A 14,724-nucleotide genomic window follows, 5' to 3' on the forward strand; every position below is an offset into this window, starting at 1 on the left:
CTCCTACAGGGATTATGGTGATTTCGGAATTCGCGCCATACAGCTCACGGGGTTACGTGAAGGCCAAGCGGCTGGGCGAGAAGGGATTGTTTGCGACACTGTATGCGGGAATTCGCGCGGACATGCTGGATGCACCGTACATGCGCGACTTCTTGCTGACGGCCAAGGACACGTCGTTCTCGACACTGGACGGGGTCAGCGCCGTACGCTGACACCCCACAACCCCTGTAGGAGCGAGGCTTGCCCGCGAAAGCGGTGTATCAGCCAAGTCGATGTCGACTGTCACGACGCCTTCGCGGGCAAGCCTCGCTCCTACAGGGATTATGGTGATTTCGGAATTCGCGCCATACAGCTCACGGGGTTACGTGAAGGCCAAGCGGCTGGGCGAGAAAGGATTGTTTGCGACGCTGTACGCCGGGATTCGCGCGGACATGCTGGACGCGCCGTACATGCGCGATTTCTTGCTGACGGCCAAGGACACGTCGTTCTCGACACTTGACGGCGTCAGCGCCGTACGCTGACACCCCACAACCCCTGTAGGAGCGAGGCTTGCCCGCGAAAGCGGTGTATCAGCCAAGTCGATGTCGACTGTCACGACGCCTTCGCGGGCAAGCCTCGCTCCTACAGGGATTATGGTGATTTCGGAATTCGCGCCATACAGCTCACGGGGTCATGTGAAGGCCAAGCGGCTGGGCGAGAAGGGATTGTTTGCGACACTGTATGCGGGAATTCGCGCGGACATGCTGGATGCACCGTACATGCGCGACTTCTTGCTGACGGCCAAGGACACGTCGTTCTCGACACTGGACGGCGTCAGCGCCGTCCGCTGACACCCCACAACCCCTGTAGGAGCGAGGCTTGCCCGCGAAAGCGGTGTATCAGCCAAGTCGATGTCGACTGTCACGACGCCTTCGCGGGCAAGCCTCGCTCCTACAGGGATTATGGTGATTTCGGAATTCGCGCCATACAGCTCACGGGGTCATGTGAAGGCCAAGCGGCTGGGCGAGAAGGGATTGTTTGCGACACTGTATGCGGGAATTCGCGCGGACATGCTGGATGCACCGTACATGCGCGATTTCTTGCTGACGGCCAAGGACACGTCGCTCTCGACACTTGACGGGGTCAGCGCCGTACGCTGACACCCCACAACCCCTGTAGGAGCGAGGCTTGCCCGCGAAAGCGGTGTATCAGCCAAGTCGATGTCGACTGTCACGACGCCTTCGCGGGCAAGCCTGGCTCCTACAAGGGGTGTGGTGGGTTTAGAGCTCACGCCACATGTGGATTTTGTCGAAGTAGTCTTCGCCGACGCGGGCCGCCATGGGTTCGAGGCCGAACTGGATGAAGCCGCAGCGCTGGTACAGGTTGAACGCGGCTTCGTTGCCGGCGGTGACGGTCAACTGGATCAGCCGCAGGCCTTTATGGTTCTGCGCTTCATCCAACGCGGCTTGCACCAGTTGCTGACCCAAGCCCCGCTGCCGGACCTTGCCGGACACGTACATGCCAAACAGCGTTGCCTTGTGCCGGGCCTTTTCCCGAGGTTCAAAGGCCAGGCCGACAATGCCCGCCAACTTGCCCTCGTCAAACGCCCCGAGCACCACATCCAGTTTGCTGGTCAGGCGCGATTCCCACCAACTCAGCGGCATCGCGGCACGTTCGCGCACACTCGAGGTGAAGGCTTGCGGGTGCAGGTCGTAGGCTTCAAGCATCAGTGCCCGATAATCCAGGGCATGGCTGGCATCCAGTCGTTCAATCCACATGGTCAAGCCGTCCGTCGTTGCTCAAGCATCAGCCGCACCGCCAGCGCTGACAGGACAAACCCCATGAAATAACGCTGCACCACCAGCCAGGTCGGGTTGTTGACGAACCACGACGCGATGCCCGCAGCGAAGATCGCGATCAGCAGATTGACGCAGAAGCTGACGCTGATCTGGGTCAGGCCCAACACGATGCTTTGGGTGAACACCGAGCCATGCTCAGGCGTGATGAATTGCGGAAACACCGACAGGTAAAACACCGCGATCTTCGGGTTCAAGGCGCTGGTGAGAAACCCCATGGTGATCAGTTTGCGCGACGAGTCCGGCGGTAACTGCTGCGCTTCAAAGGGTGAACGCGCACCGGGTTTGACCGCCTGCCACGCCAGCCACAACAGATACAGCGCACCGGCCCATTTCAGCACTTCGTAGGCCAACGGCACGGCCAGAAACACGGCGGTCAAACCGGCCGCTGCGGCGAACAAATGCACGAAAAACCCCGCGACCACGCCGAGCAACGAAGTCACGCCGGCCTTGCGCCCCTGGCAGATCGAGCGGGAGATCAGGTAGATCATGTTCGGCCCCGGCGTCAGTACCATCAGCAACGCGGCGGCGGCGAAAATCAGCAAATCTTGAAGCGGGATCATGGGCAGTCCTGGTCCGTAGACGATCAAGCGATCGCGGTCAACGAAGCTCGATAAAACGGCAGGATCAGGTCCCGTGTCAATGGCGCCAGCGTGAGATCGCCGTCGGTGGCCGGATCAATCCAGCGCACCTCTTCGATCTCCGCTGCTGGCGATACGTCTGAATCGATGGTCAGCTGAAAGAGCTCGGCCTGGACGACAAAACCCGGCTCGTTGGCGGCCGGTGCCGAGAAGGGTCCCAGGTAGGTGGCGTGCGCGGGGTCGATGACCAGCCCAAGCTCTTCTTCCAGTTCACGGGCCAGGGCGTGAACCGGCAGTTCATGGGCCTCGATCTTGCCGCCGGGTTGCATGAAGGCTTCGGTCCCGCGTTTGCGAACCAACAGCGTGCGACCGTCGGGGCCGATCAACAGGGCAGCGGCGATGCGGATGATGCGAGGGGAAGTAGTGGTGGAAAAGGTCATGGATCTGAAGGGGCCTTGGGTGAAAGGCGCAAAGGATCACATGGGTGTCGCGCCGGCGTCACGGGGAAAAATAGCTGTCAGGCACTACGGAGTCCATTGTGGGAGCGGGCTTGCTCGCGAAGGCGTCGTGTCAGTCGATATCTACTTGGCTGATACACCGCTTTCGCGAGCAAGCCCGCTCCCACAGGGGTTCAGGGTTGAGTCTTCCAAAGGGGTTCAGGGCTGAGCCTGGACCAGCGGACCGGCCTCGAGCATCGCGCCCTCCACTTCCTCCGGCACTTTCACAAAAACACTGTATTTCGCCCCTTCCATCGCCTCGAAAGCGATCAGTTTCTCCACCAGCGGTCCGCTCAGTACCTTGCCCGCATTGAGCAGCAGCATGCCGTTATCGGCATTGAGGTTGTGCGCCAGAATCATGCCGGCCGCCAGGTCCCGGGTGCTCATGACCCTCACCGTCGGATCGGCCAGCGACACATCGCTCAGGTAGGCGGCGCAGACCTGAATGAAGTCCTCGACCAGATCAGGATCGTAGAGCCGACCGGCGTACTGGCGGATGTAGACCAGGGCTTCATCGCTGTTCATCTGGCGCTCAAGGATCAGCCCACGCTGTAACTCGATGAAATCCACCGCCAGTTTCAGCCACCGCGACCCGAGCGGAATCGCCTCGCCCTTGAGCCGGTCGGGGAATCCCGTGCCATCCCAGCGCTCCTGATGGTGAAGGATCAGGCGTGCAGCGTCTTTCATCGGGTCGAGGGTCATCAGCAACGACTCGCTCTGCTTCGGATAACCGCGATAACGCTCCTTATCGTTGTGGTGCAGCAGGTCAGCAGGCGCGGTCATCATGCTGTCGGTCCAGCTCAGCTTGCCGATGTTGTAGAGCGCCGCGGCCATGGTCAGGTCGCGGGTACTGCCCTCGTCCAGGCCATGAAGTCTGCAGTACACCCGCACCAGTTCGATGATCTGCCGGTTCGTCTGCTTGGCCGGCGGCAACCGCAGGTTGGCCAGCAGCGAGAACACCTCCGTGCCGGTCACATAGCTGTGTTTGAGCTCTTCATAGGCCAGGTCGAGCATGTCAGCGGTCTGCTGCAGCTCTGAGGTGCGGGACGCGACGTGTTTTTCCAGGGTCGCGTTGAGCAACTTCAATTCTTCGTTCCGGTCCCAGGTCTCCTGCACCAGACGCAACCGCTCGCGCTCGGAATGCTGGTAGGCGAGGGATTGTCGCAGCGTCAGCAGCAATTCCTCATCGTGCCAGGGTTTGCTGATGTAACGGTCAATCTGCCCCTCGTTGATCGCTTTGACGATCATCGTCAGGTCGGCATAACCAGTCAGCAGAATGCGCAGCGTGCCGGGATGGCGCTGGTGAATGTGCGCCAGCAGCGTGGCGCCGTCCATATTGGGCATGCGCGCATCGCTCATCACCAGGTCGACGGGCTGTTTCGCCATGATGTCGAGAGCCTGGGCCCCGCTGGTGGCCAGCAGCACGTCGTAGGGCTGGCCGCGCAAGAGCCGGCGCAAACTGTTGAGGATCGATTCCTCATCGTCGACCAGCAGAACCGTGGGTTTATAGGTGACAGTCGTGGGGAGTTGCTCTTCCATGGCATTACCTCAAGCGAAACGGGCATTGTTGCGTCAGTCATCAGCCAAAACATTCCGTTTCTGGCCCTGCCTGAGCTACAGGCTAGATGATTTTCAGCCAGTCCCCTGGAAATGATTCGTTAGCGTCGGCCGGGCGAAGTGCTGCACGGGCGACTATGCTCAGTTCACTCGGATCCATTATCTATACCGCTTGGCCACGTGATCAGGGAAAGGATGCCCCTATGAGCACACCGCACCACACTGCCACCGCTCCCGGCGTATGCCTATGAATACGCTGCTGGCACGAACCAACCGTCGGATACTTATCGTCGACGACACCGCGTCGATTCATGCCGACTTCAGCAAGATCCTCAGCCCGACCTCGATCGATGACGACGACTTGATCAGCGCCGAAAAAGCCCTGTTCGGGTCGCAAGCGACGGCAACGCTGCAAAGCTTCATGCTCGACTCGGCGTTTCAGGGCCTGGAAGCGCTGGACAAGGTCGAGCGAGCGCTGGCCAACGACCTGCCCTACGCGATGGCCTTCATCGACATGCGCATGCCGCCAGGCTGGGACGGCCTGGAAACCATCGAACGGCTGTGGCAAGTCGATCCCAAGCTGCAAGTGGCGCTTTGTACCGCTTATTCCGACTATTCCTGGGAAGACATCGATGAACGCCTGGAGCTGGGCGATCGCCTGCTGATCCTCAAAAAACCGTTTGATGCCATCGAGATCCGTCAGTTGGCCAGCGCCCTGACCGCCAAATGGCAGATGACCGAAGACGCCGAGCTGAAGATGTCGCTGCTGGAACAGGCCGTCGAAGAACGCACCCGGGAGCTGTCCGACGCCAACATCATCGTGCAGAACAGCCCGACCATTCTGTATCGCTTGCGGGGCGAACCGTTGTTCCCGCTGATGTACATCTCCCACAACATCACCAAGTACGGTCACGTCGCGGCGAACCTGGTCGCCTCGGCCAACTGGGCCCAGGAGTTGATCCATCCGGACGACCAGCCGAAGGTCGACACGGCCATGGCCCGGGTGCTGGATCGCCATGCGGCGGGCGCTTCCATCGAGTTCCGGATGCGCACTGGCGATGGTGCCTGGCGCTGGGTCGAAAACCGCTATATCCCGGTGCGTGACGACGAAGGACGTCTGCTGGAAGTCGAAGGCATCATCATCGACGTCACTGAACGCAAGGTCGCCGAGGAGAAAATCGCCCTGCTGGCCCGCACCGACGGGCTGACCGGGCTGGACAACCGTGCCACCTTGATCGAGCGTCTGCACCAGGCGTTCGCCGCCGCGCGTCGCGGCGCAACGCCGTTCGCGATGTTCTACCTGGACCTCGATCACTTCAAACGGATCAACGATACCCTCGGCCACCCGGTGGGCGACCTGTTGCTGCAGGAAGTGGCCCGGCGCATCAAAGCCTGTGTGCGCGAAAACGACGTGGTCGCCCGCCTCGGCGGCGACGAGTTCGCCATCCTGCAACTGGACGTCAGCGACCCGACCCAGTCCGCGTCCCTGGCCGCCAAGGTCCGCGATGCGCTGGTGCTCCCCTACTCCCTGGCCGGCAATGACGTACGCGTTTCGGTGAGCATCGGCATCAGCAGTTATTCGCCGCTCATCACCAGCGCCGACGGCCTGCTGAACCAGGCTGACATGGCGCTTTATCGCTCCAAGGAAAAGGGCCGCAACCAGTATCACTTCCACTCCGAGGAGATCAATCAGGAGGTGGTCGAGCGCATGACCATCGCCAGCGAACTGCGCGCGGCCATCGACCATGAAGAACTCGAGCTCAATTACTGGCCGGAAGTCGACCTGAGCAGCGGCAAGATCCTCGGCATGGAAGCCCAGGTCAGCTGGAACCACCCCAAGCGTGGTTTGCTGGAAGCGCCGGCGTTCCTGCCGGCCGCGGAAAAAACCGGCGCCATCATTGCCCTCGGTCACTGGGTGCTGGATCGCGCCTGCCAGCAAATGCGCCAGTGGCGCGACGAAGGCATGGCGCCCCCGGTGATTGCCATCAAGCTGTCCCTGGCCCAACTGAAAAGCGGACCCGAGCTGATCTATGACGTACTGCGCACCACCGCGCGCTGGGAATTGTGCGCCTGGGACCTGCGCTTCGATGTCACCGAAGCAACCCTGGCCCAGACCAAATGGACCCACAACGACGTGCTGCCGCGCTTGCGCGAGCTGGGGGTGAAGATCGCCATCGACGACTTCGGCACCGAATACTCCTCGTTCGACTACCTCAAGACCTACCAGGTCAATCACCTGAAACTTGCCCAGGCCTTCATCGACACCGCTGCCCGCGACCCGGCGAGCGCCAACACGTTGCGCGCAATCATCAACTTCGCTCGCGAGGTAGGGATCGGAATCATCGCCGAAGGTGTCGAAACCCAGGAACAGCGTAGTTCGCTGATGGCCACAGGCTCGCCAATGAACGCTCAGGGTTACTTTTTCAGTAAAGCGGTCAGCAGCCAACAAGCCGCCCAGTTGCTCAAAGCCGGCAGCATCGTGCCCGCAAGCCACGAAAACGGACCGATCCTGGACAATCCGCACGCCACGGAGGACAAGGGATGAAAACTTCGTCCGTCCAGACCAACCGGCGCATTCTGATCATCGATGACACGCCGTCGATCCATCAGGACTTTCGCAAGATCCTTGGCCCCGATACCGAAGGTGAACAGAGCCTGGCCGGTACTGAAGAGGCGCTGTTCGGCACGCAACAGCCGGCTCGGCTCACCTTCCAGCTCGATTCTGCCTATCAGGGCCAGGAAGCCTTCGAAATGGTCAAGCGGGCCCAGGCCGAAGGTCGCCCCTACGCCATGGCGTTTACCGACATGCGCATGCCGCCGGGTTGGGACGGGCTGGAAACCATCGAACAGCTCTGGAAGATCGACCCGCACCTGCAAATCGCGCTGTGCACCGCCTATTCGGATTACAGCTGGGAGGACATTGCTGAACGGCTGGAGTTCGGCGACCAGTTACTGGTGTTGAAAAAACCCTTCGACAGTCTGGAAATCCGCCAGATGGCCAGCGCCCTGACCTGGAAATGGCAGATGACCCAGGACGCGGAGACGAAAGTGCAAAGCCTGGAGCAAACCATCGAGGCGCGGGTCCACGAACTGCTCAAGGTGTCCCACCTGTTGCAATACGACGTGTTGACCGAGTTGCCCAACAGCACGTTGCTCGGTGATCGGCTGAACCAGTCCCTGGCGTTGTCCCGTCGCCATGACAAGCAGCTGGCGGTGATGTTCCTGGGCCTTGACCGCTTCAAGCGTATCAACAATGCCCTGGGCCATCCGGCCGGTGACGAAATGCTCAAACGGGTCGGGCATAACCTGGTGTCCACGGTGCGCGAATCCGATTCGGTGTTTCGCTACGGTTCTGATGAATTCGTGGTGATCCTCGCTGACATCCGCCATCCCCAGCAGACCAAAGGCATCGCCGAAAAACTCTTGAACGCCATCGGTACGACACAGCACATCGCCGGCCATGACCTGAGCGTGACCGCCAGCCTGGGCATCAGCATCTACCCCGATGACGGCTTCGATGCCGTCGCACTGATCAAGAAAGCCGAGACCGCGATGCGCCACGTCAAGGAAAGCGGCCCCAACGACTTCCGCTTTTTCATTGAAGACATGAACCAGCGCGCCCGGGACCAGCAGACCATCGAGTCGGGTATTCGCCTGGCCTTGGAGCGGGACGAATTTGTGCTGCATTACCAGCCCAAGCTCGATCTGGGCACCGGTGAGGTGGTCGGTGCAGAAGCCTTGATCCGCTGGCTGAAACCGGGGCATGGCTGGGTTTACCCATCGGATTTCATTGGTGTGGCCGAAGACAGCGGCTTGATCGTGCCGTTGAGCAAATGGGTTTTGCGCCAGGCCTGTCGGCAAGCCTGCGCCTGGCAGGCGGCGGGGCTGCCGAGGCTGTGCATGTCGGTGAATGTGTCGGCCATCGACTTTCGCCAACGAGGCTTTGTCGAAGGCATTGAACAGGTCCTCGAACAAACCGGTCTGGACCCGTCATTGCTCGAACTGGAAATCACCGAAGGCGTGCTGATGCAGAACGTCGATGCCACCGTCACCGCCCTGAAGCAGATCAAGGCACTGGGGGTGCGGCTGGCCATCGATGACTTCGGCACCGGTTATTCCAGCCTGAGCTACCTGCGACGGTTTCCCATCGACGTGCTGAAAATCGACCAGTCATTTATTCGTGGTCTGAGCCGTGACAGCAATGACGCAGCCCTGGTCAGCGCCATTATCAGCCTGGGCAAGAGCCTCAAGCTGACCATCATCGCCGAAGGGGTGGAAACCCTCGAACAACTGGACTTCCTCAAGGCCCATCAGTGCGAAGAAGGCCAGGGCTACTACTTCAGCAAAGCCGTGCCACCGGACGCCTTTGTGCAGTACCTGATGTCGGTGAAATCCCCTCCCTCTGCCGCCACATGACCGATCAGCAGCGACACACGGGCTACCAGCCAAGGAATTATCAGATGTCGCCATTTCTCCACCGCTTGCTCCTGATGCCTCTGCTGGGGCTTTGTCTGACGGCCAGCGGCGCACCACTAAACGAACCGCTCAAACCGCTACCGGCCGTGCCAAAGCAAAACCCTCTGCGGGTCGAACTCGGTCGCCAGTTGTTCAATGAACCACGCTTGTCGGTCAACGGCAGTCTGTCCTGTGCCAGTTGCCATCGCCTGGAAAGCGGTGGCGCCGATAACAAGGCGTTTTCCATCGGTTTCAACGGCCAGCCAGTGGTGGTCAACACCCCGAGCGTGTTCAACGCCAGCCTGAACTTCCGGCAGTTCTGGAATGGCCGCGTCGCCACCCTGGAAACCCAGATCCACGCCGTGGTGCAAAGCCCCAGTGAAATGGGCAGCAACTGGGAACACGTGGTGCAAACGCTGTCCGCCGATCCGGCTTATCAAGCCTCGTTCGGCGACGCCTATCCGGATGGCGTGACCCTGAACAATGTGCAAAACGCCCTGGCCACCTACGAGCGCACGCTGATCAGCGCCAACTCGCGCTTCGATCAGTACCTGCAAGGCGATACCGACATCCTCACCCGCGAAGAGAAATACGGCTACCAACGCTTCAAGGAATACGGCTGCATCACCTGCCATCAGGGGGTCAACATCGGCGGCAACATGTTCCAGAAGTTCGGAGTGATGGGCGATTACTTCAAGACCCGGGGCAACCCGACCGAAACCGACCTGGGCCGCTACCTGGTCACCAAGGACGAAGAGGACCGCAACGTGTTCAAGGTCCCAAGCCTGCGCAACGTCGCCGTGACCGCGCCGTACTTTCACGACGGTTCGGCCAAAACTCTCGAAGAGGCGGTCGACGTGATGTTCAAGTTTCAGCTGGGGCGCATCCCCTCCGCCGAAGACAAGGTGCTGATTATCAAATTCCTCAAGACCCTGACCGGTGAATGGGACGGCAAACCGTTATGAAAATGTCCCGCCGACGCAGCTTGGCACTTCTCGGTGTCGTGGCCCTGTTACTGGCCTCGACGCTGCTGTTTTTGTACCTCAAATCCAGCTCGAACCAGACATCGACGTACACGGAGTCCCGGGATCTGATTTCCCGAATGAAACAGCTGAATGCGCAGTGGGAAACGGAAATCCTCAAGGCCAGGATTGCCATCAACCACAACTACGATCCGCTGGTCACGCCGCTGACCGAGATGACGCAGCTGTGGGAACGGTTCGACACGATGGAGTCGAATCATGGCCGCAACGCCTCGCCTGTCTGGCTGACCAGCCATGATGCGTACCTGAGCGCCTTCGAGGAAAAGATCCGGCTGGTGGAGCAGTTCAAATCCCACAATGCCGTGTTGCGCAACTCACTGGCGTTTCTGCCAACCGCCGAGGACGACATTCAGGAGCCCCTCGCCCAGTTGCAGGACGGCGACAAGCTACAACTGCAGAACATCGCCAACGACACCTATGACCTGGTCCTCAGCACCATGGAGTTCGCCATGGTCACCTCTGACTACAAGGCCGCCGAAATCCTGGTGGGGTTGAGCAAACTGAAAGTGAACAAACTGCGACTGCCGGAGGAGTTCCACAGTCCGCTGGATGTTCTCAGTAACCACATTGAGTTGATTCTGCGTGAGCAACCGGTGGTCAACCGCTTGCTGGAAAACATCGAGGCCGTTCCCGTGGCCGAGCGGCTGGACGGCATCACCGATCTGCTGAACAACGATCAGCAGCGCACCGATGCGGTCGATCAGCGTTATCACTTTTACATGTTGGTGTTTTCCGTGCTGCTGGTGATGTTGCTGGTGTACCTGGCGATTCACCTGATGCGCAGTTTCACGGTGATCAATCGCGTCAACAAAGCCCTGAAAACCGCCAATGACGACCTCGAACAACGGGTCGAAGAACGCACCCGCGAGCTCAGGGATACCCAGAGTGAACTGCTGGACACCGCGCGCCAGGCCGGCATGGCCGAAATCGCCACCAATGTGCTGCACAACGTCGGCAACGTGCTCAACAGCGTGAACATCTCCGCCGACCTGGTCAGCCGCAAACTGCGCAGCACCAAGGCTCAGGGGCTGGGCAAGGCGATGCAGCTGATCAACGAACATCAGGGCGACCTGGGCACTTTTCTGACCCAGGATGAGAAAGGCAAGTTGCTGCCCGGCTACCTCAATCAACTGGTAGATGCCATTGCGCTCGAACAACAAAGCATGACCGAAGAACTCGCCCAACTGACCAAAAGCGTCGACCACATCAAGGACATTGTCGCCACCCAGCAATCCTACGCCGGCGCCAACAGCCTGATGGAACCGCTGCACATCAGCGAACTGCTGGAAGACGCCCTGCGCATGAACTCCGGTGCCCTGACCCGGCACCACGTCACGGTGGTCAAGGAGTACAACGAAGTGCCACAGGTCATGGGCGACAAACACCGGTTGCTGCTGATCCTGATCAACCTCATCAGCAATGCCAAATACGCCATGTCCGACCTCAGCAATCGTCCGCGACAAATGACCCTGGGGGTGAAAATAGTTGAAGACGACACCCTGCAAATCAGCGTCAAGGATGATGGCGAAGGCATCCCGCCGGAGAACATGACGCGCATCTTCGCCCACGGTTTTACCACCCGCAAGGAAGGCCACGGCTTCGGTCTGCACAGCTGCGCGCTGGCGGCGATCGAGATGAACGGCCATCTCAGCGCCCACAGCGACGGACCCGGCAAGGGCGCGCAGTTCACCCTGCAGATCCCGCTCAAAACCGTCCCGGAGGAGGCATGAGTGAGCTTTCGAACCGGCGCATTCTGCTGATCGACGACACGCCATCGATTCATGACGACTTTCGCAAGATCCTCACACCGGTTTCGGTGCAGCACGTCGAACTGGACGAGATGGAAGCCACGCTGTTTGGCAGTGAAATCAAAGCCACCACTGCGCTGTTCGAACTGGATTCAGCGTATGGCGGCCAGGAAGGCCTGGGCAAACTCACTCAGGCCCTGCAGGAAAACCGCCCCTACGCACTCGCGTTCGTCGACATGCGCATGCCTGAGGGCTGGGACGGCGCGCAGACCATCGAGCATCTGTGGCAGGAAGACCCGCGCCTGCAAGTGGTGGTGTGTACCGCGTACTCCGACTATTCCTGGGATGAACTGCTGGACCGACTGCAAGCCCATGATCGTTTGCTGATCCTGAAAAAACCGTTCGACAACATCGAAGTCCAGCAGATGGCCAACACCCTGCTGACCAAATGGGAGATGACCGAACGCGCTTTTTTACAGATGAGCCACCTGGAGCATCTGGTGGACCAGCGCACCACGGAGTTCAAACAGGCCAGCGAGGCGTTGCAGCGGGAAATCGACGAGCGCAAGCAGCTTGAATCGCAACTGGTGCAATCGGAAAAACTCGCTTCCCTGGGGCAATTGGCAGCCGGCGTCGCCCATGAAATCAACAACCCGATTGGCTTCATTTCTTCCAACCTCGGCAGCCTCGAGGGCTACTTCAAGCAACTACAGGAAATGCTCGACGCCTATCGCGAGGCCGAAGAGGCCATTGATTCGAACGAGGTGATCGAGCGGCTTGGGCAGTTACGGGAACGGATCGAGCTGGAGTTCCTGCGCGAGGACATTCCGTTGCTGATCAAGGAATCCAAGGAAGGCATCAACCGCGTGGGCCAGATCGTCAAAGACCTGAAGGACTTCTCCCGGGTGGACTCCAACCAGGAATGGCAGTGGACCAATCTGCAACAGGGCATCGAATCGACCTTGAACATCGTCGCCAATGAACTCAAGTACAAGGCCGATGTGCAGAAGGCGTACCAGCCACTGCCCGACATCGAATGCCTGCCCTCGCAAATCAACCAGGTGATCATGAACCTGATCGTCAACGCGTCCCAGGCGATCGGCCCAGAGCGCGGCACCATCACCTTGCGCACCGGGTTCGAGGGTGAATGGGTGTGGATTGAAGTCACAGACACCGGCTGCGGCATTGCGCCGGACAGCCTGCAGAAAATCTTCGACCCGTTCTTCACCACCAAACCGGTGGGCCAGGGGACGGGGCTTGGGTTGTCCCTGTCTTATGGCATCGTGAAGAAGCATCGGGGGGATATTTCGGTGCGCAGTGAGGTGGGTGTGGGCAGCACGTTTCGCGTCGAGTTGCCTGTGCACCAAACCCACTCAGCGGCCTGAACACCGTAAATGAATGTGGGAGTGAGCCTGCTCGCGATGGCGGTGTGTCAGTCACCCTTGATGTTGACTGACATGGCCCTATCGCGAGCAGGCTCGCTCCTACAGGGGTTTTGCAGTGTCCGGGAGTCAGGTGGCCTCCTGGAAATCGATCTCCGGTGGCTGGCGGCGGAAGCCACCGGTCAGCACCGCCAGGTACACCACGCCAATCGCCAGCCAGCTCAGGCCCAGGTAGATCGCCAGGTGATCGAGGCTGACCATCAGCCACAAATCTGCCGCCAGGCCAATGAACGGGAATAACAGGAACAGCACGAACTCGCGCAGCCCTTTCTTTTCTCCGCCGATCCAGTAGTGAAAGATCACCGACAGGTTCACCAGACTGAACGCCAGGAACGCGCCGAAGTTGATGAACGAGGTCGAGGTGGTGACGTCCAGTTTCAGCGCCAGCAACGCGACCACGGCGCACAACAGGATGCTGTTGACCGGTGTGCCAAAGCGTTCGTGCAAGCTGCCGAAAAAGGATTTGGGCAGCACGCCATCGCGGCCCATGGCGAACAACAGACGCGAACCGCTGGCCTGAGCCGACAGGCCCGAGGCGAACTGGCCGACGATCAGGCCGATCAGAAAAATCGTCACGAACAGGTCGCCACCGATATTGCGGGCGATTTCATAGGCCGCCGAGTCGACACTGTCGAACTGGAACGAGGGATGGGCGACTTGCACGAAGTACGAGACGCTGACGAAGATCAGGCCGCCGATCAGGGTAATCAGCATGATCGCCCTCGGAATGGTACGGCGAGGGTCGCGGGTTTCTTCAGTCAAGGTGCTGACCGCGTCAAAACCAAGGAACGAATAACAGGCGATGGCCGCGCCGCTCATGATCAGCGGCATCTGCATGTCGCCGTTGAAGAACGGTTTGATCGACCACAACGGCGTGCTCGCATCCCCACCGACGTAGTGGATGCACAACGCGACGAAGGCGATCAGCACCAGGAACTGCACCAGCATCAGCAAGGCGTTGATGCCGTTGGCCAGTTTCAGGCCGACGATGTTGATCGCACTGGTGATGCCGATGAACGCCAGCACCCAGATCCACTGCGGCACGGCCGGGAACGCGGAGTTGAGGTAGGCGGCACCGATCAGCCATATCGCCATGGGCAGGAACAGGTAATCGAGCAGCACCGCCCAACCGGCAATGAAGCCCAGTTTCGGGCTGATGGCCTTGCGTACATAGCTGTAGGCCGAGCCGGCAACGGGGAACGCCGAGGCCATTCGGCCGTAGCTCATGGCGGTGAAAAACATCGCCACCAGCGCCGCCAGATACGCGGCCGGAACCATGCCAGAGGTGGATTGAGCGAGGATGCCAAAGGTGCCGAGCACAATGATCGGCGTCATGTAGGCGATGCCGAACAGCACCACCGAACCCAATGACAGGGTGCGTTGCAAACGAGCCATGAGCGACTACTCCGAATTTATTAGATTTATGGCAGAGCCGAGTTCGGCGCTAAATTTCGGGTGTTTCGTTGTTGTTTTGGGTGAACGATCAACCAGCTGTTTCGTCTCGGAGGGCCCCTGCGCGAGCAAGCCCGCTCCCACATTCGATCGAGTTGCTTCAGGAGGACGCGA

General features: G+C 59.9%; 10 protein-coding genes and 4 pseudogenes. 9 read left to right on the forward strand and 5 right to left on the reverse strand.

Going from position 1 to position 14,724, the window contains the following annotated elements:
- Positions 1 to 38 precede the first annotated feature (38 nt).
- The 4 pseudogenes from ACA068_RS23475 to ACA068_RS23490 all read left to right on the forward strand — a co-directional run.
- Positions 39 to 212: pseudogene (locus tag ACA068_RS23475) on the forward strand (LysR family transcriptional regulator); the annotation flags it as partial.
- A gap of 135 nt (positions 213 to 347) precedes the next feature.
- Positions 348 to 521, forward strand: a pseudogene (locus ACA068_RS23480) (LysR family transcriptional regulator); the annotation flags it as partial.
- A 135-nt stretch (positions 522 to 656) separates the two neighbouring features.
- Positions 657 to 830: pseudogene (locus ACA068_RS23485) on the forward strand (LysR family transcriptional regulator); the annotation flags it as partial.
- A gap of 135 nt (positions 831 to 965) precedes the next feature.
- A pseudogene (locus ACA068_RS23490) lies at positions 966 to 1,139 on the forward strand (LysR family transcriptional regulator); the annotation flags it as partial.
- Between the two features lie 120 nt (positions 1,140 to 1,259).
- Here the strand turns inward: ACA068_RS23490 and ACA068_RS23495 are convergent.
- The 4 genes from ACA068_RS23495 to nosR form a co-directional block, all read right to left on the reverse strand.
- The gene (locus tag ACA068_RS23495; RefSeq protein WP_497305141.1) at positions 1,260 to 1,757 is read right to left on the reverse strand and encodes a GNAT family N-acetyltransferase; all 498 of its coding nucleotides are present in this window, start codon (positions 1,755 to 1,757) and stop codon (positions 1,260 to 1,262) included.
- A 2-nt stretch (positions 1,758 to 1,759) separates the two neighbouring features.
- On the reverse strand, positions 1,760 to 2,398 hold the full coding sequence (locus ACA068_RS23500) for a LysE family translocator (RefSeq protein WP_497305142.1): 639 nt from the start codon (positions 2,396 to 2,398) through the stop codon (positions 1,760 to 1,762).
- Between the two features lie 23 nt (positions 2,399 to 2,421).
- The gene (locus tag ACA068_RS23505) at positions 2,422 to 2,856 is read right to left on the reverse strand and encodes an NUDIX hydrolase (protein ID WP_497305143.1); all 435 of its coding nucleotides are present in this window, start codon (positions 2,854 to 2,856) and stop codon (positions 2,422 to 2,424) included.
- Positions 2,857 to 3,072: 216 nt separating this feature from the next.
- A complete protein-coding gene (gene nosR, locus ACA068_RS23510; RefSeq protein WP_497305144.1) occupies positions 3,073 to 4,452 on the reverse strand; it encodes a response regulator c-di-GMP phosphodiesterase, NosR family in 1,380 nt (459 codons plus the stop codon).
- 259 nt (positions 4,453 to 4,711) lie between these two features.
- Between nosR and ACA068_RS23515 the strand changes: the two genes are divergently transcribed.
- The 5 genes from ACA068_RS23515 to ACA068_RS23535 are packed head-to-tail and all read left to right on the forward strand — an operon-like array spanning position 4,712 to position 13,101.
- Positions 4,712 to 7,015, forward strand: coding sequence for a GGDEF/EAL domain-containing response regulator (locus tag ACA068_RS23515; protein ID WP_497305145.1), 2,304 nt, complete (start codon positions 4,712 to 4,714; stop codon positions 7,013 to 7,015).
- Positions 7,012 to 8,886, forward strand: a complete 1,875-nt coding sequence (locus ACA068_RS23520; protein WP_497305147.1) for a putative bifunctional diguanylate cyclase/phosphodiesterase — start codon at positions 7,012 to 7,014, stop codon at positions 8,884 to 8,886. Before ACA068_RS23515 ends, ACA068_RS23520 begins: the two co-directional genes overlap by 4 nt.
- 44 nt (positions 8,887 to 8,930) lie before the next feature.
- Positions 8,931 to 9,890, forward strand: a complete 960-nt coding sequence (locus tag ACA068_RS23525; protein WP_497305149.1) for a cytochrome-c peroxidase — start codon at positions 8,931 to 8,933, stop codon at positions 9,888 to 9,890.
- The gene (locus ACA068_RS23530; RefSeq protein ID WP_497305151.1) at positions 9,887 to 11,698 is read left to right on the forward strand and encodes a DAHL domain-containing sensor histidine kinase; all 1,812 of its coding nucleotides are present in this window, start codon (positions 9,887 to 9,889) and stop codon (positions 11,696 to 11,698) included. Before ACA068_RS23525 ends, ACA068_RS23530 begins: the two co-directional genes overlap by 4 nt.
- Positions 11,695 to 13,101: an ATP-binding protein gene (locus ACA068_RS23535; RefSeq protein WP_497305153.1), complete on the forward strand. Its 1,407-nt coding sequence runs from the start codon at positions 11,695 to 11,697 to the stop codon at positions 13,099 to 13,101. The genes ACA068_RS23530 and ACA068_RS23535 overlap by 4 nt, the downstream gene beginning before the upstream one ends.
- Before the next feature lie 126 nt (positions 13,102 to 13,227).
- Here the strand turns inward: ACA068_RS23535 and ACA068_RS23540 are convergent, their stop codons facing one another.
- A complete protein-coding gene (locus ACA068_RS23540; protein WP_497305155.1) occupies positions 13,228 to 14,553 on the reverse strand; it encodes an APC family permease in 1,326 nt (441 codons plus the stop codon).
- Positions 14,554 to 14,724: the final 171 nt, after the last annotated feature.

This window comes from Pseudomonas sp. LBUM1660 (assembly GCF_059695935.1).